The organism is Bacteroidales bacterium (genome assembly GCA_014860575.1).
Classification (GTDB): domain Bacteria; phylum Bacteroidota; class Bacteroidia; order Bacteroidales; family JAAYJT01; genus JAAYJT01.
This window is the reverse complement of record JACZJK010000020.1, coordinates 1-20,321: the sequence shown is the minus strand read 5'-3', so window position 1 is coordinate 20,321 and position 20,321 is coordinate 1. Positions and strand designations below refer to the sequence as shown.

General features: G+C 42.9%; 22 protein-coding genes. All 22 read right to left on the bottom strand.

Annotation, left to right across the window (positions count from 1 at the left end):
• Window positions 1–8 precede the first annotated feature (8 nt).
• Window positions 9–2,399: a heavy metal translocating P-type ATPase metal-binding domain-containing protein gene (locus tag IH597_04960; protein MBE0661799.1), complete on the bottom strand. Its 2,391-nt coding sequence runs from the start codon at window positions 2,397–2,399 to the stop codon at window positions 9–11.
• 294 nt (window positions 2,400–2,693) lie between these two features.
• Window positions 2,694–3,209, bottom strand: a complete 516-nt coding sequence (gene cobO, locus IH597_04955; protein MBE0661798.1) for a cob(I)yrinic acid a,c-diamide adenosyltransferase — start codon at window positions 3,207–3,209, stop codon at window positions 2,694–2,696.
• A gap of 56 nt (window positions 3,210–3,265) precedes the next feature.
• Window positions 3,266–4,447, bottom strand: coding sequence for a PLP-dependent transferase (locus IH597_04950; protein ID MBE0661797.1), 1,182 nt, complete (start codon window positions 4,445–4,447; stop codon window positions 3,266–3,268).
• 4 nt (window positions 4,448–4,451) lie between these two features.
• Entirely contained in the window at window positions 4,452–4,865 is a 414-nt protein-coding gene (locus IH597_04945) for an acyl-CoA thioesterase (protein MBE0661796.1), read from the bottom strand.
• Window positions 4,865–6,223, bottom strand: a complete 1,359-nt coding sequence (locus IH597_04940) for an FAD-dependent oxidoreductase (protein ID MBE0661795.1) — start codon at window positions 6,221–6,223, stop codon at window positions 4,865–4,867. Before IH597_04940 ends, IH597_04945 begins: the two co-directional genes overlap by 1 nt.
• Before the next feature lie 20 nt (window positions 6,224–6,243).
• Window positions 6,244–7,059 carry an Mrp/NBP35 family ATP-binding protein gene (locus IH597_04935; protein MBE0661794.1) on the bottom strand — a complete coding sequence of 272 codons (816 nt, stop codon included), beginning with the start codon at window positions 7,057–7,059 and terminating at the stop codon, window positions 6,244–6,246.
• A gap of 40 nt (window positions 7,060–7,099) precedes the next feature.
• Entirely contained in the window at window positions 7,100–7,708 is a 609-nt protein-coding gene (locus tag IH597_04930) for a DUF169 domain-containing protein (GenBank protein ID MBE0661793.1), read from the bottom strand.
• On the bottom strand, window positions 7,705–8,235 hold the full coding sequence (gene def, locus IH597_04925) for a peptide deformylase (protein ID MBE0661792.1): 531 nt from the start codon (window positions 8,233–8,235) through the stop codon (window positions 7,705–7,707). Before def ends, IH597_04930 begins: the two co-directional genes overlap by 4 nt.
• Window positions 8,236–8,239: 4 nt before the next feature.
• Window positions 8,240–9,178: a radical SAM protein gene (locus IH597_04920; protein ID MBE0661791.1), complete on the bottom strand. Its 939-nt coding sequence runs from the start codon at window positions 9,176–9,178 to the stop codon at window positions 8,240–8,242.
• Window positions 9,179–9,180: 2 nt separating this feature from the next.
• Window positions 9,181–10,044, bottom strand: coding sequence for an ATP-binding protein (locus tag IH597_04915; GenBank protein ID MBE0661790.1), 864 nt, complete (start codon window positions 10,042–10,044; stop codon window positions 9,181–9,183).
• Complete coding sequence (locus IH597_04910; protein MBE0661789.1) at window positions 10,019–10,912, bottom strand: ATP-binding protein; 894 nt, start codon at window positions 10,910–10,912, stop codon at window positions 10,019–10,021. Before IH597_04910 ends, IH597_04915 begins: the two co-directional genes overlap by 26 nt.
• Window positions 10,905–11,351, bottom strand: coding sequence for a CGGC domain-containing protein (locus IH597_04905; protein ID MBE0661788.1), 447 nt, complete (start codon window positions 11,349–11,351; stop codon window positions 10,905–10,907). Before IH597_04905 ends, IH597_04910 begins: the two co-directional genes overlap by 8 nt.
• A 30-nt stretch (window positions 11,352–11,381) precedes the next feature.
• A complete protein-coding gene (locus IH597_04900) occupies window positions 11,382–12,119 on the bottom strand; it encodes a DUF89 family protein (GenBank protein MBE0661787.1) in 738 nt (245 codons plus the stop codon).
• A 118-nt stretch (window positions 12,120–12,237) separates the two neighbouring features.
• Window positions 12,238–12,609 (bottom strand): NifB/NifX family molybdenum-iron cluster-binding protein, encoded by a 372-nt coding sequence (locus IH597_04895; protein ID MBE0661786.1) that lies wholly within the window; start codon window positions 12,607–12,609, stop codon window positions 12,238–12,240.
• 71 nt (window positions 12,610–12,680) lie between these two features.
• On the bottom strand, window positions 12,681–13,388 hold the full coding sequence (locus IH597_04890; protein MBE0661785.1) for a peroxiredoxin: 708 nt from the start codon (window positions 13,386–13,388) through the stop codon (window positions 12,681–12,683).
• Between the two features lie 144 nt (window positions 13,389–13,532).
• Window positions 13,533–13,757 carry a DUF5320 domain-containing protein gene (locus IH597_04885; GenBank protein MBE0661784.1) on the bottom strand — a complete coding sequence of 75 codons (225 nt, stop codon included), beginning with the start codon at window positions 13,755–13,757 and terminating at the stop codon, window positions 13,533–13,535.
• A 30-nt stretch (window positions 13,758–13,787) separates the two neighbouring features.
• Window positions 13,788–13,970 carry a DUF5320 family protein gene (locus IH597_04880; GenBank protein MBE0661783.1) on the bottom strand — a complete coding sequence of 61 codons (183 nt, stop codon included), beginning with the start codon at window positions 13,968–13,970 and terminating at the stop codon, window positions 13,788–13,790.
• 12 nt (window positions 13,971–13,982) lie between these two features.
• Window positions 13,983–14,300, bottom strand: a complete 318-nt coding sequence (locus tag IH597_04875; GenBank protein ID MBE0661782.1) for a NifB/NifX family molybdenum-iron cluster-binding protein — start codon at window positions 14,298–14,300, stop codon at window positions 13,983–13,985.
• 58 nt (window positions 14,301–14,358) lie between these two features.
• The gene (locus tag IH597_04870; GenBank protein ID MBE0661781.1) at window positions 14,359–14,967 is read right to left on the bottom strand and encodes a DUF134 domain-containing protein; all 609 of its coding nucleotides are present in this window, start codon (window positions 14,965–14,967) and stop codon (window positions 14,359–14,361) included.
• Between the two features lie 176 nt (window positions 14,968–15,143).
• Window positions 15,144–16,841, bottom strand: coding sequence for an agmatine deiminase family protein (locus tag IH597_04865; GenBank protein ID MBE0661780.1), 1,698 nt, complete (start codon window positions 16,839–16,841; stop codon window positions 15,144–15,146).
• A gap of 102 nt (window positions 16,842–16,943) precedes the next feature.
• On the bottom strand, window positions 16,944–17,756 hold the full coding sequence (locus IH597_04860) for a hypothetical protein (protein MBE0661779.1): 813 nt from the start codon (window positions 17,754–17,756) through the stop codon (window positions 16,944–16,946).
• A gap of 139 nt (window positions 17,757–17,895) precedes the next feature.
• A complete protein-coding gene (locus tag IH597_04855) occupies window positions 17,896–20,025 on the bottom strand; it encodes a TonB-dependent receptor (protein ID MBE0661778.1) in 2,130 nt (709 codons plus the stop codon).
• Window positions 20,026–20,321: the final 296 nt, after the last annotated feature.

Here is a 20,321-nt window from a genome sequence, read left to right as displayed (position 1 = left end):
CTGCATTTTTACGAAACCGGAAGTTTGCGTTTTGCGAGCCAGTTAACCGATAAAGTAGCAAATGCAACCACAGTGATAGAACTGAGGGGCATCAGGATGGCAGCAATCAATGGAGATAACATGGCCGAAACGGCAAAAGAAAGCCCAACCAAATTGTAGATGAGGGAAATCACAAAACTGGATCTGACCACTGCGAAACTGCTGCGTGTGAATGCAATAAAGCGATCAAGTTGCCCGAACATGGATGAGGACATGATGGCATCGCAGGCAGGGGAAAAACTGAACACATCATCGGCAATGGTAATGCCTGTATCGCTTGCCGCCAGGGCGCCCGCATCGTTCAAGCCGTCGCCGATCATAAGCACTTTTTCACCCCGGTTCTGTAATTCCATGATATAAGCTTTTTTATCCGTAGGACTTTGATTAAAATGAATGCTTGCACTGGATCCAAAAATAGATGTCAAACGTTGTTTCTCGGCTTCATTATCGCCCGAGATCAGGTGAAGTTGATATTTTTTACCAAGCCTGGCAATAACTTCCTTCAGCCCATCGCGGTAAACATTGCTGATCGAAAAATGCCCTCTCATCTGGTTATTAATGCTAATATAAACCCGGCTTTCGGTAATGCTGATATCGTCAGAGGTTCCGGTAACGAATTGTTTCGAACCAATATTGATCCTTACTTCTCCAAATTTGCCTGTAATTCCCATCCCGGGAATTTCCTCGTAGCTGTCTGGTTCGATGGCTTGATGATCCTTTAGGAACTCTTTCAGTGTGATGCTGAGGGGATGAGACGAGTGCTTTACAAGGGAATGCAATAGGTTCTTATCTTCAGAGGAAAGATCCGCACCCTGAAATTTCACATCAACTTCGCGGTTAATGGTGATGGTTCCGGTCTTATCAAACACAATCGAATTGGTTCGGTAAATCTGCTCAACAACATCGGTTTTTTTAAGATAGAAACCCCGACGGCCAAAAACCCGCATGGTGGTCCCAAAAGCGAAAGGAACTGTTAGCGCCAATGCGCAGGGGCAGGCAATGATGAGCACGGAAGCAAAAACATACACAGCGGTAGACAAATCCTTTTGCAACCAATAAAAAAATGCCGTGAAAGCAATCATGAGAACCGCTATGGTGAAATAATGGCTCACCATATTCACGTGGGTTTTCAGTAAAGATTTTTCATCCCTGAAACTTTTCTGGTTCCAGAGTTGTGTGAGATAACTCTGCTCAACTTCTTTTTCAATATTCAGTTCAATTGAACTGCCCACCTGCCTGCCTCCGGCATAAATGAAATCTCCTTCATTTTTGGGAACCGGCAGTGCTTCACCAGTAACAAACGAATAGTCAATGTTTCCCTTTCCCTTTACAATTCGGGCATCGGCAGGTATCAGCTCCATGTTTCGAACCAGGATCCGGTCGCCTTTGCGCAATTCACTGATCAATGTAATGCTTTCGTCAACACCATCAATCCGTGTCACAGCCACCGGGAAATAAGATTTATAGTTGCGTTCAAACGACAAGGCCTGGTAAGTTTTTTCCTGGTACCATTTGCCTATCAGAAGAAAAAAGATCAAGCCAGCCAGCGAATCCATATAACCAATGCCGTTGCCGTTAAATACTTCCCAACTACTTTGGAGAAACAATGCCAGAATGCCCAAGGTGATAGGCACATCAATGCTGATTATTTTGTGCTTTAATCCTTTCCATGCTGACAAATAATAATCATTGGCGCTGTAAAAAACCACAGGCAGGATCAGGAAAAAGCTAAGCCATCCGAAAATATCCTTAAAATCCTGCTCCAGCAAATCGCCTCCCGGGAGGTATTCAGGGAAGCTGTACATCATGATGTTCAGGAAACTAAATGATGCGACCCCGATTTTGATCAGCAAACTGCGATTGGTCTTGCCTGGTTTCTTGGTTTCTAGCCTGTCGAGGGTAATTTCAGGAACATAATGTATGGCCGAGAGCAATTCTGCTAATTGCCTGATTGTAAGCTGATCGTTGTTGAAAGTGATATGCACTTCCTTTTTAGGAAAATTCACATCCGAAAATGTAATTCCCGGATGAAGTGTATTCAGGTGTTCGAGCAACCAGATGCAGGAGGCACAATGGATGGTGGGAATAAAAAAAGTTGTTTTTGAAGTGTTCCCATCTTTGAACCCAATAAGTTTTTCGGCAATTTCCGGGTTATCGAGAAAGGCAAATTTCTTTAGTTGCTGCGGGTTCTCAATTCTGATGCCTGGTGCAGGCTGGATATCGTAATATTGACCCAGGTCCTTTTCGTGCAGGATTTCATAGACCGTTTTACAGCCGTAGCAGCAAAACTGCTTAGCGTTCCATACAACTGGGCTTGAACCGCAATCAGCCCCGCAATGCTCGCACACTAATTGGCTCATGAGATTGATGAAGATTTGAATTTAGAACTTCAGCAATAAAAACCTGGCGGCGGCAAAAGTAACCATTATGGTGGTTTAAACAGGCTATTTGCCGAACCTTCCGTCGGCACGACCAGTTTAAATAAGGTTTCCTTTTCAACTGAGCGAGCCGGCTTTTAAAATTTTGCGAACATCAAAAGATAGAACAAAGGGATTATTGTCAAGAAGCGTTGTGCCATCAACCATGTCCACGTCTTCAATCAATTGAATGCTTTCGATTATTTCTATGTTTTTACCTCCGATTGGGACCGCAACCTAAAACTCAATACCCTCCCTGGCTTCCACGCCTTGCTGATAATAATGTTTCACTTCTCTCATTTCAGTAACCAGGTCAGCCACCTCAATAAGTTCAGGTGGAGCATATCGGCCTGTAATCACAATATCCATGGATTCAGGCCTTAAAATGATAATATCCAGTAAATCGCTCAGCAAGAATAGTTTGTAATACAAAGCTATACATCCTTCATCCAAGATCACCACATCATACAATCCCGATCTGATTTTTTCAGCAACTTCTGCTAATCCCTGTTTTGCAAGAGCGAAATCCTCTTCCTGGGGTTCATGCCTGATAAAGCAATCGCGGCCGTATTGCTTCAGTGTTATTTCAGGTTCGAACCGTTTCAGGGCATCCAGTTCAGCGTAGTGCATGCCTTTTACAAACTGGGCAATGAAAACCTTTTTGCCGGCACCTGCCGCACGCAAAGCCAATCCTAAGGCAGCAGTGGTTTTGCCTTTTCCGTTACCGGTGTAAACATGAATATAGCCTTGCATAATTATGATATTCAATAAAAATTAGAACCTCAAAATTAAGCTCCAAAGAAGGAATTTCAAGATTTCTTGAGTGCAGCATTCAGGTCTTCAATAATATCATCCACATCCTCAATGCCCACCGCCAAACGTACCAAGTCATCAGTAATTCCAGCCTTAATTTTGTGTTCAACAGAAACTTTTGAATGTGTCATGGATGCCGGGTGCTGGATCAAAGTTTCAACCCCACCCAATGAAACAGCCAGCAAGGCAAGATGCACATTGTCCATCAGCGATTTTGCCGCAGTAAATCCACCATGTAAACCAAAACTGATCATTGCACCGGGGGCTTTCATTTGCCTTCTTGCCAGTTCATATTGCGGATGACAATGTAAGCCGGGATATTTTATCCAGGCTACTTTGGGATGGGCTTCCAGGAAAGCAGCAACTTTTTGGGCGCTTTCTGTGGCGCGGTCAATACGGATGCCCAAAGTTTTTACACCTCTCAGCACCAGATACGCTTGGTGGGGATCCATATTGCAGCCCATGTTTACCATGATGCTCCTTAAGCTCTTATACAATACCGGATCTTTTGCGATCACAATACCCGCTACAATATCAGCGTGACCGTTGATGAACTTGGTCATGGAGTGCATCACGATGTCGGCTCCCAGGTCAAGGGGTTTTTGCAGGTAAGGGCTGCAGAAAGTATTGTCAACAGCCAGTAACGCGCCATGGCGGTGTGCAATTTCTGCACAAGCCGTAATGTCTGAAACATCCATAGTTGGGTTGGCAGGGGTTTCAATAAAAAGCAATTTGGTATTGGAGCGGAAAGCTTTTTCGACCTCTTCAAGGTTGGCTGTGTTCACAAAACTGCTCTCAACCTTGTATTTAGGGTAATGATTTTCCATCACCGCCCGGCTCGGGCCATAAACAGCTCCGGAACAAATCATATGATCACCGCTTGCAAGCAATCCCTGATAAATAACGTTAACGGCAGCCATTCCCGAACCGACTGCAATGCCGCCAAATCCATTTTCGAGCAGGGCAATCTGGCGTTCCAACGCATCAATGGTTGGATTGCCAATGCGGGTATAAATATAGCCCTTGCGTTCACCTGAGAAACATTCTGCGCCATGGTCAGCGCTATCAAAAGAAAAGGTGGAAGTTTGATAAATAGGCACTGTGGCTGAGCCATATGCATCTTCGATTTCACCTCCGTGGATGAGTTTTGTGTTAAAACCTGATTTTTTGTGATCCATGATGTTAATTTTTAAGAGTTAAGAGTTTTGATTTTATGATTGAAGGTGGAAAGCAGGCTTTCCGGTTTACTTTGTTAACATAAGCGAGTGCGATCTCTGATTTGCAGATGGTTTCTCCCGCTTCATCAAACATGTCAGCAGCAAAAACGATGCGTGGTCCTTTATTCAGTGCGATGCGGGTTTCAATCCTGATTCTCTGATCGTAAAAAGCAGGTTTTTTATAATTAACATTCGCTTGAATAACCGGCATGATCACTCCATCGTTTTCAATTTCTGAATAACTTATACCTATTTCCCTGAGTAACTCGTAGCGTGCCATTTCAAAATACCTGAGGTAGTTTGAATGATGCATTACTCCCATTTGGTCAGTATCGGAATAGGCTACACGAAACCAAAAAATATGCTGATTGTCTGTCATTACCAGTGTCTCATTTTAGCAGCAATGATCTCGGCTGCTTTGATCAACGGATAACCTGCGGGAGATGCAGTAAGACAAGGATGGGTGCCAATTTGCGATGTAAGCAGACTGTTCACGGTCATCCGATTTTCAATGGCGAGGCCTATAACATTGGTGAGTTCGCCTGCACTTTCACCGCCGATCACTTCACCACCTATGATCACCCCTGAATATTTAGCTGCAATCAATTTTACCAATTGTTTGTGGGCCCCGGGAAGATTGGATGGATGGCGGTCAACACCTTCGAATATTCCTGTGTGAATTGCAATTTCTTCTTCAATTGCACGAGCTTCAGTGAGTCCGGCAGTTCCGAATCCAATTTCACCGATGGAAGTAGAATAAATGCCAATGGTTCCGCTGAATGTTTTCACAACGTGGATGTTGAACAAATTTAAACCTGCGACCCTGGCTTCAGCGCAAGCTGTTGAGGCCAACATAATTGGAGTGCGTCTGCGGGTAACAAAATCCCGTTTCTGTGCACAATCTCCGGCAGCGAATATATGAGGCGTTGGTGTTCGCATGTATTCGTCAATAATAATAAACCTGTCGTGGTCAACTTCAATGCCTGATTTAACTGCCAGTTCTGTGTTGGGTTTATAGCCCATGGAAAGTATTACTGCATCGGCCGGAATTGACTCGCCGTTTTCCAGCAATACACTCTCAACTTTTCCACTGCCACAAACTTCACTTACGCCTGCACCTACAATTACCTTCACACCTCTTTCCAATATATATGCTTTGATGCGGTCAGAAAGTTCTGTGTCAAAAGCAAGGCTAAGAATTTGTGGTTGTTTCTCGACGAGGGTTACATCATACCCTGCTTTATTCAACTCATCCGAGAGTTCAACTCCAATAAACCCAGCTCCAATCACAATTACTCTTTTGAGATTGCTGAGCCGGGCAGTCATTTCATCAAGGTAAGATTTATCCTTTGGGATCACAAAAACATTCTCAAGGTCTTTGCCTTTTAACCAGATAGGCTTAACGGGTATTGAACCTGTTGCAATAAGCAACTTCTCCCATTTAATGATTTCACCACTTGCAAGTGTAACGTTTTTAGCGGCTTTATCTACGGTTAATACTTCATCAACGATGGACTCAATACCAGCTTTTGCCATCAAGGCATCCACTGGCATTATATTTTGATTGCTGCTTTCGAGCGTTCCGAAAATATAGGGAATCCCGCATGGCACCATCATTTCTTTTTGTTTTTTCACCATGATGAATTTCTTTTCGGGCCAAGCCGATTTTCCTGTTAGTGCAGCTACCATTCCGGCGGCACTTCCTCCAATAATTAATACATCTGTTTCTTTCATTATGTATAGTGTTTATAGAAAAGTTAGTTGTTAGTTGATTGAAATGCAAATTTTAACAAGCCTTCAGAAATATTGTCAAAGGCTTTGATTACTGTTTGATCCGTTTGGCTGAATATACTGAGACCTTTCTCGGCTGATTCTCCCACCTCTTTTACCAATGGTATTTGTCCGAGCAGTTTTGTGCCTAATTCTTCCGCAAGTCTCTTGCCGCCATCCTTCCCAAAAATGAAATACTTCTCATCAGGATGTTTGGCCGGTGTGAACCACGACATGTTTTCTATGACACCCAGCACTGGAACATGGATATCATGATGCGTGAACAATGAAGCCGCTTTACGTGCATCGTTCAGGGCAATTTCCTGGGGTGTGGTAACGATGAGTGCACCAGTAATCTCAAGTTTTTGAACCGTGGTGAGCTGGATATCTCCGGTTCCCGGTGGATAGTCAATGATCAATATGTCAATATCGCCCCATACAGTGTTTTCAATGAGCTGGGTAATGGCATTTGCAGCCATAGGGCCACGCCATATCAATGATTGGTTCCGGGAAATAAAGAAGCCAATTGACATAACTTTAACTCCGAAACGTTCGATTGGGAAAAATACTTCTTTACCATTATCAGAACGTACTTCCGGTTTGGCATCTTCAATCCCAAACATTCTTGGAACCGAAGGCCCGTAAATATCTCCATCCACCAAAGCCACCTTCATTCCATTTCTGGCAAGGGAAATGGCCAGGTTAACGGCAACTGTTGATTTGCCAACACCTCCTTTTCCTGAGGCGATAACAATCACATTTCTTACGTTTTCAAGTTTGATCTTTTCTATTTCTGTGCTCATTCTTTATACTATTAGAAGTTTATGTTCCAGGAATTTTCATTTATCCAAAAAGCTTTAAGCAGGTATCATAAGGTATTCCTACCACAGCATGGTCTTCTTTTAAAAATCCATACTTTCTTGATTCAGGACAGCCAAATGAAATGCTGATCACATGGTTCAGACAGGTGTTTACAAATACGTTGGCACATACCGACATGAAAGTATAAGGCTTGATCACCGGAAAGGCATCCAGTTTTAAAGCATACATTTTCATCAGTTGCATCACCTTCAAAGGGGTTGTAAATACAATGTACATGTCGGGCTGTATCGTTTTCTCCATGCTTTCAGTGATTCCCATCAAAATATTTTCCGGAGGGCTTTTCAGCCGGGGAATGTCATTGATTGCCTTTTCGATGGTTGCCTTTTTTATACCACTTTCCTCATGAACGTGATCAATCAATTCAGGATCATGCTTTAACAGTCCCATGCTGCGCCGGGCTCCTGCGCATTTCACCTGGTGAGGGCTCACGCAAAATGTTGTTTGAAATGCTTCTCCCACCATTTCGCAAAAGCGTGCTTGTTTGGTATAAACAGGGGCCGACCCTGTTTCTGCATTCACCTTTAAACCCATGCAGGTTGTGCCAAATATTTTCTGTAATTCCGTTATCATCTCCTATGATACTTTTTGGTTTTTTGAACAAGGCTCTTCAGTTTTCCAGAAATCATGACTTTTCTCATCGGATGAATCTTGTCAATAAAAAGGATGCCCTCCAGGTGGTCATATTCATGTTGGAAAATCCTTGCCTCTGTGCCATTTAACTTTCGCTCAACTGGTTCAAATGTTTCATCAAGATATCTGACTTCAATCTCTTTGGGTCTTTCAACCTCCTCCCAGATGTCCGGGATGCTCAGGCAGCCTTCTGAATATCTCACGGTTTCGTTACTTGTTGCCAGGATCAAGGGATTGATAACGACCCTTTTGAATTTTTCAACCTGTTCATCATCCAAAGGGAAGGTATCCATGACAAATGTCCTTTTTAACTCTCCTATTTGGGGTGCAGCCAAGCCTATACCGCCTTTTTTCTCCAATGTTTCAAAGAGGGTGTTGATAAACTCCTCCAACTTATTGTTGTTTACAACTTCCTCTGAATGTTGGCGGAGTATTCTTGAACCGTAAATTAAAACATCTGCTATCATTGGTTTATCCTCCATATTTACGCAAGTAATACTTCATTGATTTATAGCTCAATTGGCGAATTTTCTGTTCCTGAATCAACTGCTCCGGCAAACTGAAATCTGCATGATTCTTTGCCAGTAATTTTTGCATGGTATCTTCCCTGATGGGATGCACGGCACAGATATTCAAAATATCCTCCCTGGCATTTCCGGTAAAACCTGTATCTGAGCCTTCAAAACCGAGGATAAGTTCTGTTTTCAGACCTTTTTTATTAAAGATTTGGTAGGCTTCATTGGTAACCATTTCGTCCGGGGCTTTTACCCACTCCACTGCCGGAGGGCGGGTAGGAACGGCAATGTAGGCAGTGCCGGGATGAATCTGGCGGATCAATGCTGCGGTTTGTTCAAGTGCTGCTGTACTGTCGTTGATCCCTGCAACCAACATGGTTTCGGTGGCTAGTTTGCCTTCAAATTCAGCAGCAAACCGGTATAGTCCTTCAAGGTAGCTGTTAAACTCTATACTGTGATGTGGCCGGTTAAGTCTTTTCCAGATAAAGAAATCTGCAGTATCAATTTTAACTGATACCCAATCTGCCAGCTTTAGATCTTCCCTTACCTTCTGATCACCAATCAGGGAAGCATTTGTGATAACCGCAACCGGAATTCTGAGATTTTTCAGCATCTGTATGGATTCACCCAAACAGGCATCCAGTGTTGGTTCACCATTGGCAACAAAAGTCAGATAATCAGGCAGATTACTTTTTTCGAGTTGTTGAAGGTGTTTTTCAACTTCCCGGTAAATCTGAACCGGTTCATAAAAACATTCCCTGTTGATGCTAAATTTGTTTGTAAGCCCCACCTGGCAGTATATGCAAGAGTAGGAACAAATCTTTGGTGAAGGAACATTATTGATCCCGAGACTCTTCCCTAATCTTCGTGATGGTATGGGGCCAAAACTAATCATGATCAAAAATTTAAAATTGTTTTCCAGATCCTGTTTAATGCTTTACTGGTTTCTGACTTCGGCTTCCACTCAACAATACTTTTACAATTCAGCATGGCTTCTGTCATTTGCGGATCGAAAGCCAGTTTACCAACAACGGGAATCCAGACAGTATCGCAAAAAACTTCAATTCGCGAAGTCATTTCCGGATTGAGGTCGTATTTGTTGATCAGAACCATTGCCGGATATTTAAATCCCTGAACCAGTTCAACGGTGCGCTTTAGATCACTTAAACCGGAAATGCCTGGCTCTGTAACGATCAGCACCTTGTCGGTTCCTGTAATGGTTGAAATCACAGGGCACCCAGTTCCTGGCGGCCCGTCAATGATAATGTGTGATAATCCGTTTTGCTGAGCCAGCTTCTTCACTTTTTCCCTTATCAGATTAACCAGCTTGCCTGAGTTTTCTTCACCGGGTGCCAGCCAACCATAAACCATACGGCCATCTCGAAAACTGCCTGTATACATTCTACTTTTATCATGCTGAATCATTTCGATGGCTTGTTCCGGACAAATTCTGGAACACAGAAAACATCCATCGCAGGAAGCTTCAGAAATGTTAATCTGGTTGTTAACCATTGCAATGGCATCAAAGCGGCAATAATCAATACATTGTCTGCAAAGCGTACAATTTTCCTGATCAACCACAGCCTTATAGCTGCCGGTAAAAACCTCTTCTTCGTCATGTGGAGGGTTGAAAAGCAAATATAAATTGGCCGCATCCACATCGCAATCTGCAAGGATTACATTTGAACCCATGGTAGCAAATGCCGCTGCAATGCTCGATTTACCCGTTCCCCCTTTACCGCTGATGATGGCCAATTCCATGTTTATCCGTAATTTTTTGTTCGAGTTTTAAAAGCTGATGTTTCAGTGCAGGATTATGGTTCACAACCATTCCACCATTGGAACAGATTCGGGCGATTTCTTTGTCGAAAGGAATTTCAAGCAACAGCTCTATCCCCTCGGATTCCAGGTAATCGTAAACTTCATTATTTCCGATCCCGGCCCGGTTCACAATAACTCCAAATGGTTTGTTCATTTGCTTCAAAGTTTCTACGCTTCTTTTCAGGTCGCTCAGGCCAAATGGAGTAGGTTCGGTAACAAGCACAACGTAATCGGCTGCAGCTACCGTGTGAATAAAAGGGCATGAAGTTCCCGGTGGTGAGTCAAGTATCACAATATTATTCCGATGATCAATTTGCCGGATGGCTGCTTTTATCACCAGTACGGGTGTCATCACTCCAATCTTTGTGCGGGCCTCTATCAGGTTAACATTTTCATTTATTGAATTCAACGAAACCTGTCCCAATGTAACTGATTTTTGAGTAATGGCATCATACTTACAAGCAACCAGGCACGCTCCGCAAGCATGGCACAAATCTTCAATTACCTTAATAATTTCAAGAGACGGCAGGATGAAAATTGCATTGTAAGCACAGTATTCATGACATTTCCCACAAAAAGTGCATTTGGCTGAGTCAATTACCGGAACCTGTTGTGTAACTTCGATGCAATCAGCCTGACGGGAATCAAAAAAAGCCAGCGCATTGGGCGCTTCGGCATCGCAATCAATCAACATCACATTTTCCCCGGTTTCTTTCAAAGCATGGAAAAGATTGGTGGCCACGAAAGTTTTTCCGGTTCCGCCTTTGCCACTGGCAATGGCAATAATATGGTGTTTTGACTTAATCATATCTAAACCTGATTTCCTTTCCAGGCAAAACGGGTTCGATGGCTCTTTGAAGAAAAGGCGTATTCCATGTATTGAGTGCCATATGTGTCAAATAATACTTCTCGGGAATGGGGTGTGTACCAAAAATGACCTTCATCCCATACTTTTCGCTAATAAACTCCTCAAAATGTTCCATATACGGACAAGGTGGATAACCTACCAGAAACCCGGTGGCAAAGTGAATATGGGTTACTCCGTTTTTCTTCATTTCTTCAGGTGCATACTCAATATTTCCACCAGGGCAGCCACCGCATGTGGTGAAGCCGGCAATTTCAGCATCAACATCCATATACGTGGCAAAAGCGCCTTCACGGTTTCTCAGGGAGCGAAAGCATTTTCCTCCGGCACAGGCTGAATAGCGATCGCAGATGATGATTCCTATCTTGATCTTTTCCATTATGTTTTATTTAGAAGGCTAATTGATAAAGATTTATATTGCAGCAAATTGATTATAAACTACAAAATCTCCTTTTTTTACGTTAAGGCGGTTGGCAATAATATCGCACTTCACCATCAGTAAAAAGAAAATTCTTGGATCGGAATGTGGCAATAGCCCTTCCAAATTACCTTGCCCTTTTGATATTATCAGGTCAGCCGATTCATATATTCTTAAAAACTCATTACTGCAACGGCTCAACACTGTGGAGGGAGCATCAAATCCATTTGTTATGACACTAGCCACATCAAACATTCCCACCTGGCTGGCATCCTTCATGGTCACATCATTTAGCACCGGTTTGCTTTTTACTACGTAGGTAACATTAGTATTTATCATGGTTTCGATAAACAGTTTGTCGAAAACAATTTCGCCGGCATTGTCACCCAGATATAAGATATCTTGAGCATCAGATACTCTTTCCCTCAGCAATTGTGAATGATCGATAGCAAAGTTGTCCATCAACACACGTGTAATGGTTTGTTGGATATCGAAACTGATATTTGCTCCATAATCCATAATATTACCCGCAATGGCAAGCCTGAGGGCAAGGTCGAAAGGGTTTGCAGATGTGGCTACTTTCGGTTTCCAGGTATCGTAAAGATCAAGTGCAATTTCATTACTGCTTTTCTTCTCTGCGGCAAATGGATCAGAAATCCCAATAATATCGCAAAAAATCTTGTTGAGAATTCGCTGAATTTCAGGAGTTGTGAGGAAGCTCTTCGTTTTCACGGTTTTATTAAAAAACTCAATAAAATCCTGTTGCTGCGATTCACCAACCTTAAACTTTTGAAAAAGGTGTTTGTATGTTTTCAGAAAACATTGAACACACCTTTCATCAATAGTTGATCTAGTGTTTGCAATTTTCGTGATCATGATGCCCTTCGTGGTCGCAATAGTTGGCAGTAAGCACCAATTTGTTTTCAAGGAATTCGCTCACCAGTTCTTTTGCATTTCGGATAGGGGCACCAATAAAAACATTGATATGCTGATCGTTAAAAATCATAATGGCTTTTTGCCCCATGCCGCCTGCAATTACATCAGTGACTCCTTTTTCAGACAGCCAGGCTGGAAGTAAACCGGGTTCATGCGGAGGAGGAGTCAATAAATGCTCAGCAGTAATTTTGTTACTATCGGTTTCAATAATCGAGAATTGTTGGCAGTGGCCGAAATGTGGGCACAATACGCCGTCTTCTAGAGGAATAGCAATTTTTTTTATCATAAAATGTTGTTTTTAACCCCGGCAAACCTGTAGGTTCAGGATTGCCTGGTTTGAATGAAATCCGTAATGAATTATTTTTTCAGTATCCTATCTAATACAGTTTTCTTATCTATTTTCTTGGTGCAGAAGAACCAGTCTTTACAATCAAGCCCTTCTTCTTTGCCTTCCATGCGATCCTTTGCTGTTCCGCATGAACCGGCTGGAGAAATGATTACATCATCACCTGGGCGCCAGTCGGCGGGGGTTGCAATTTTAAACTCGTCGGCTGTTTGTAATGCAATAATAATCCGGTACATCTCATCAAAATTACGGCCCAGGCTTAAGGGATAATAAAGCACGGTTCTTACAATGCCTTTGGGATCAATCACAAATACAGCACGAACGGCCTTGGTATTGCTCTCGCCTGGCATCATCATTCCATATTTTTTAGCCACTTCCATGGTAATGTCTTCAATGAGCGGAAACATTACCTCCACGTTTTTCATTCCTTTGTATTCTATCTTTTCTTTGATGGTTCGCAACCAGGCAATGTGACTGTAAAGCCCATCTACTGAAAGTCCAACCAGTTTGCAATTGGCTTCGTTAAATTGCTTTTCCATTGTGGCAAATGTCATGAACTCGGAAGTGCAGACTGGTGTAAAGTCAGCAGGATGGCTGAAGAGTATGACCCAACTTCCTTTGTAGTCAGATGGGAAATTAATGTCACCTTGTGTGGTAACGGCTTTGAATTCAGGTGCTTTTTCACCTATTCTTGGCATTGTAAAAACTTGTTCTTCCATGATTTTGATTTCTTAGTTTAAGATTGTCGATTCATTGAATTTATAATAAAGCATCTCGGGAATAGAATTACTAATCCTGATTTTTTCTAAATACTTTCGAAGATAAACCCTTCAGTTCCCTGGTTTTGATAAGGTTTATCAGTTTTATTCTCCGCCTCTGAAACGATTTCGAAGTCCAAAACCCCGGCCTCCCCCTCTGCCTCTACGGCCAAATCCAAAACCTCTGCGGCTATCGTTTTCCGAAAGACCATCCGTGTTTTCAGATTGAGTTGATTTTTTGAGTTTTGCACCATATCCGGTACAACATCCCATACGGCGGCCAGTCATAGCTCCTTCGCCTTCAGGCCCTGTTTTGTCAAATCCAGGCATAATTACCTCCTTTTTATTGATTGTTGAACTTTATTTCATTCTGTTTCCAAGGCGTTTCCCTTTGCCTTCACTACCTCCTGTTTGCCTTCCTTTACCCATTCCTTTACTTAATTTCTTGAGCGCCTCTTCTTCGTTGTGGTCCTTGCATTTTCCCAATCTCCGGCCCGTGCCTGAACCTTTGCCTTCCGGTCCGGTTTCATTCATGTGTGGCATAATCATTTCATTTTAAGTGTTTAACATATCAATGACTTCCTGAATCTTTAATTCAGGCTTTTTGATCACGATCATTTGAATCTTCAAACTGTCGAGCAAGGATTTAATCTTTAACCCGAACTCACCAGCCACAATTTTGCTTACTCCACGCGAAGCAAGCAGTTGCACGGCTGCAGGCCCGGCACCAGATTCAGCCTCTTTATGCGGATTGGGCAAAAATTCGGTGGATCTGGTTTCGGTGTCGTATATCACGAAAAAGACACAACGGCCAAAGCGTTCGTCAATTTGAGATTCGAGTGTGTTTCCTGTTGATGTAATGGCTACTTTCATAAAATTATCTTTAAGTCTTTTCTATTGATTTGAATTTATTTGATTCTGAACTTTGAATCTATTTGGGATTTTGGATTTTGTGCTTAGGATTTCTCTTCCCTGGTGTTCCTTTACGGGTCATACGTGTATTGCATTTTGGGCAAGATTGACCTCCACAGGGTTTGCCATATTCGTGTGCTTGCTCAAAACCGCATGAAGGGCAGAGGCAAATATCCTCACAGCGCTTCTCTTCATCAAATTTCAGGGAGTCATGTGGTTCGTAACTGATAACATCAAAACTTTTGCAGAGCGGGCATGTTTCAATGCTTTTTTCTTTTTCAGGATTGTTGAAATAGCAGGTACAATGCTTGCAATGATACCAATCGCTGTCGAAATATACTTTGCCCCCTTCAATGCTAAGCTGGCTTCCTTCAACCAGTGTTTTGGCGATTTTCTGCCGCGCAGAAGCATAGATCCTGGTAAACGTTGGTCTTGAAACTGCCATGATCACGCAGGCCTGATGGTGGTTGAACATATCGTAATCGCATAGCCTGAGTGCTTCATATTCTTCAAAAAGCAGGGTCACAGCAGAAGTCTTGTCTTCAGCAACATCAGGGCCGTAAGGCTTTAAACCTTTAATTGTTGGTGGATTTAGTACTTTTCGTATGCGTTTATTTCTTGGCGACATAATATAATGAGCAAATGTTCGCAGCAAAGGTAGTGAACATTTGCTCAAAATAAACATTTATCTAGAAAATTGTTACGATTACCTCCTTTTTAAGGGAAGTAAAATCAGAATAGAGGCAATTGCCTGAATAAGAAATTGGGAATCAAATTAAGACTCAGCCTGGAATCTTTTTTTCATCAATCAGTTAGCAAACATTTTGTTGAAACTGAGAATTTGTCATTCGAATAGACTACAATAAAAGTTCCTGATTTAATGTCATTGGACTTATTATCTTTTCCGTCCCAGTTAATCTTATTCTCCCCGGGTGGAAGGTTGTTCCATTCCCTGACCTTCTTTCCGTCCGCAGTCCATATCGTCAATCTGCCGGAAGAATCGCTATTGTAAAAGATTATTTGGGTTATTTCTGTGAATGGGTTCGGGGAAATAATAAGTTCAGCTGCTAGTTCTGTTTTATGGATGCCTGTCGTGTTGTCTGCATAAGTAAAAGTATGGTAGGCAAACGGGGCCGTGATTGGATGAGTTTCGTTCCTCCCGGAAGAATCGCTGGCGGAAATGAAATAATTATAGATTTTTGAAACTTCCGCACCTGGAATAATTGCCATTAATGAATCAGTGCCTTCTACAGGAACCAAGGGCTGCTGCTGCCAGCCAAAGTTACCCTGTTCGCGCCAGTAAAGCTTAAGGCCTTCATTGATAAGACCTGCATCGGAATAGGCATGAATTCTGGTTTTAATCACAGGTAAACCGGCAAATATTTGATCTCCTTTCAAGGGTTTGTGTTCAATACGCAACATATATCTGTCGAAAATGCCCATTGTGCGGCAATGCAATGCATCATAGTAATACCACGAACCCCATGAAAACCCAATGACTTCATAGCTAGGCATGGCTTCTTCATAAACCTGGAGTGCTTGCTCATCTTCCGGGATATTAAACAATGGTACAAGCACCTTTTTATTAAGAATAAAAGAATTGGTGTAGGCCGCCGAATTGTTCCCGCTGTAGTTTGCACAAAAAACACGAACAATCTCATAAGGCTCGCCAAAAGCGTTGGTTTCATTGCCCAAATGATTTGCCAATGCTTCACAGCAGGCGAACTCGGGGTGAAATAAGGGAACTTTTTTAACAAGTATGGTTTCTTCGTCGAGGAATTTTGCATAGCAATCAATATGCTGTATTCCATGAACTTCAGGGTTGTCAACGATGATGAAATTTGAGATCCCCAGGCTATCTGCAGCCATCTGCCTGAACTGCTCCTCGTTGAAACCCGGGAAGTTTTCATCCAGCATTTGCTGGGTGGCAACGGCCGTTTTAAAACCATCAACCATTACATTGCCGCCTGTTAGAAAAATCGGCAACGAAATGAGGGGGCAATTAAAGTTTTCGGCAAGTGTGGCATTCACTGCATTATCCAGTGCATAACCACCGTAGATATGGCGTTCATAATCTACTTCCAAATCCAGCGCTGATTTCGGATTGCAGCCCGGAACCCAGGGATAACCAGAGAAATAGGGATCAGCAATTCCACCAACACCATTTTCATTGAACACATAATGCGGTCCCCAGTCGCGCGTCCAATGCGAGTTGGTGGGTGCAATGATGAACTGGCAGTGATCAAGGTTCACACTCCAGGAAGAGAAAGTGTTGATCGCTTGTGTTTTCTGGGTTTGGTTGGCCACAAGCACATAAAGACTGTCGTCTGTGGCCAGTTCAACCACAAGATCTGAGGGGATTCCAAGTGGCCAGCGGATCAGCGTGCCCCAGGCGGGTTCCCATTCGGCTACGAAGCGGCGGGATTGCTGTGCTAGTGAAATCTGAGGAATAAGCCACAGAACAAATGCTACGGAGAAAATGATGGTTTTTAAGTGGTTCATAGGTGTAAATCCTTTTCCCGGTGTCTCTGTGACTATTGAAACAATTTAGTAAGCCTACAAGGCAAAAATAATGCTTTCGTGGAGTTCCTTCACACTAATCTTTTACTCCAGCGCAATTTGATGCAGTTGCAACGGAAACTGGTACTCCACCGTAAAAACATCTATCCCGTTCTCACAACCCATTTGCATGGCGGCCTGGTTTTGCATGATGGCGCCACCCCAGTGATTGTGGTCGTAAATATGAGGATTCTTGAACCAGTTTTGGATGTTCATGCTTAGTTCGGCTATAATTAACATTTCTTCTACTACTTCGAAACCGGGGCCGTTTAATTTTATCTTGAAGTAATTTTGTACAAATCCAGTGATAGAATCACTTTCATAGATCTGTCCGATGCCCAGGTGGAAATTAAAAGATCTTCGAACCTCATCCGGGTCCAGCCACCAACCGTTGAGCATCATGTAATGGTAGCCCCCGCCCAACATATCGGGCCAGGCCATGTTTACTTCAGGTGGATTTACAAACATGAATGATTCATTCTTCTCTTCTGAAATGCCAAAAATGAATGTGATGGAATCATAAATTCCGGCAGGGATATCTCCAGGCAGATTCCAGGTAAAAGTGGAAGGGATATTGGTGTCAACATAATAAATGTCGTCCCAGGTGGCGGGTTCAACAACGGTTCCATCGTTGCGGTGCAATTTGAGGTCGGATATGAAATACATGACCTCGGTAACCTCATAAACATTGCCGGCGGCGTTGGTGTAAATCATCTGGTCTTTGATCAGCGGTTCGCCATCTACTTTGTGTTCAAATTGAATTTGTATTCTGGCTGTAGCCTCATCTTGTTTATCCTTTTTACATGATCCGAAAAGGAGCGCCACGATGATTATGATTAAGAATGGTATTGATCTCATATTTTCTTTGTTTCTGAATGGAACGCGGATGATGCTGATTTGACTAATTTATGCGGATTTTCACCCATCGGATCGCTGGGAGCGATACGATGGGAACCAAATCGTAAATTAAAAATCGTCCATCGCAAATATCTTTGGTTTATATGGTAATCTTCAAATTCACAAAAACCGATCTTCCTGCTTCATAAAAATTCTCCCCGGTTCCTATTATACGCCGGTTCAGGTGGTCGTAGTATGCTTTATTAAAAAGATTGTTCACCCCTACCATGATCCTGATGTTGTTATGAGGCTGCCATGCAAGCCCTATGTTTGGAATAATATAGCCCGGCGTAACTGCCTCATAACTTGCTTCTGAAACCTGCCTCTGCGATGCAACAGCGCGGATTTCAAGAGATGGTTCAAGATGCCAGCCGGAAAACAAATAACTGAGCCTGAAATTTGACTCCAGTGCCGGCATTTCAGGAACCGGATCATTGGTCAGCATTTCAGTACCAACGGCTTGTCCGTTTTCTAATAGTATTTTTTCGATCCCTGGAAAATAAGCGTAGGTATAGCCTACATTGAGGGAAGCTTTCATTCCAGAAACCGGTTCAGCGCTTAGCCCGCTTTCAAAGCCGTAAAATATAGCTTGCTTCATATTTTCAAACTGCTTTACCCCCGGCGCTCCCATGCTTTGAGGTCGGGCAACAGAAGGTGGAAGGAGTTTTCCTGATATGAAATTCCTGATATCGGCCCTGAAAACGTTGGTGAAAAAATGAAGATTCTCCCTGGAATAGTCCAACATGAGGTCGGCCTGGTAATTGACTTCCGGTTTAAGCTCTGGATTCCCAAGGTAATCGTAACGATCAAAACCTGTGGCGAGGAACTGAATATAACGCTCAGATAAATCCGGCGGGCGCACGCCGCGGCCCAAGCCCAATGAGAGTTTCCAATATTCTGTAAACTGCCATGATGCATTGGTTGAAAAACTCCAGAATGCATGGGTTGCAGGTTTGGCATCGTAATAGATAATCCCTTCCTTTTCGATAAAAAGCGTATCACCGGAATTTGAGTGGTTCAGATCGGTTCGCAAAGTAGCTGAAAGTTGCCATGGTTTACCATTGGTTGAAATTCCGGCAAACAATCCATTGTTTAGGCTTCGGGCGCTTTTCCAAAGGTTTACGGTGCGCTCCGAAATGAACTCCTGGCCATCCATCTGCATGATCATTTTCACAAAACGGTTCCCATCCTTATAGGTATGATGAATATCATAGCCTCCTTCGAGCATATAATTATTCAATTTCTTCTGCTTTGTGATCCTGACGCCACTACTGCGGGCATCCACTTTGGCCACTGCCTGCATACGTCCCAGGTATGGCGGAACTACAGCAGAATATTGTGGCCTGCGGCTATTATCCATCTCGTGATACACCATGGAGTGATGCACGGCAATTTTGATCAGGTCATCCGTTTGATCAGGGTTTCTGATGGTATAAACAGCGGAAAGAATATTTGTATTATCAGCGGTTTCATCCATGGGCAAAGCCGGAAAAAGAACATCCCTTGCAAATGAACCCTTATATGACAATTCAAGTTGCTGATGTTTTGCGAACCGGAAGCCTGCATCGGCGCTGAAACCGTATTTTGTAAATCCTGAATTCCACTCCCTGCCATTGCCATCGGTGTAATTTCCATAATTCATGTAACCACCTGAAACCCGGTAAAATGTATTTCCTGAAGAACCCCATAGCGCCAGATGCTGCCTGAATCCGTTGCGCCCTGCATCGTATCCGCTTAGCGATGTCGCCTGTATTTTTCTGTAGGAGAAAATATTTTCTTTCCGTGTTGTTACCCTGATGCTGCTTCCGAGCGCAGGACCGTACTTGAATTGGTATGGGCCATAGGCTACTTCAAGGCGCTGAATATCTCCGGGCTGTATATGCGCCAGCACCGGATCCATCCGGTTCGGACAACCGCCTTCGATATGAATTCCCTCATCAAGTGAAATATTTATCTGCGAATACCGGAAGCCGCGTACAACAGGGTCAACGGCATAGCCACCCCGGCGAATGCCGCTGATATTTGGTTGGGATCGAAGGATTTCGCCAATATCCACAACAGCGGTGCGATCCATCAAGTCGCTTTTTATAATGGTGATCGGCTGGATGGATTGTATAGCTTTTTCTTTGATTTCTATCCCTTTTAATATGATGATGGTATCAGGCAGGGATTGGCCTGAGGAAAACGGAATTTGAGCCAACAGAAGAAAAAATAAGGCAGTTATTCTCATGATTGATAGCTAATGAATGATGAAGCACAAATTTAATCAATTTAATAGTAGATTTAAGATTGAGCCTGCTCTGAAAAGTATTAAATCAATTTTTCACCTTATAGCTACACAGTAGAAACTACTTGTCCGCTCTGCCGAATTGTATTGACATAGTTTTTTAAACAGTGTATAAACTATGTGTCATCTATGTGGTCTATGTGGTTCAAGCTACTTAACGGAATGGGCTCAAGGATAACCTAAGTAATCTTATTACAATTTTTCCCTTGAATGCTGTAAAATTGAGTAAAGCAATTCTC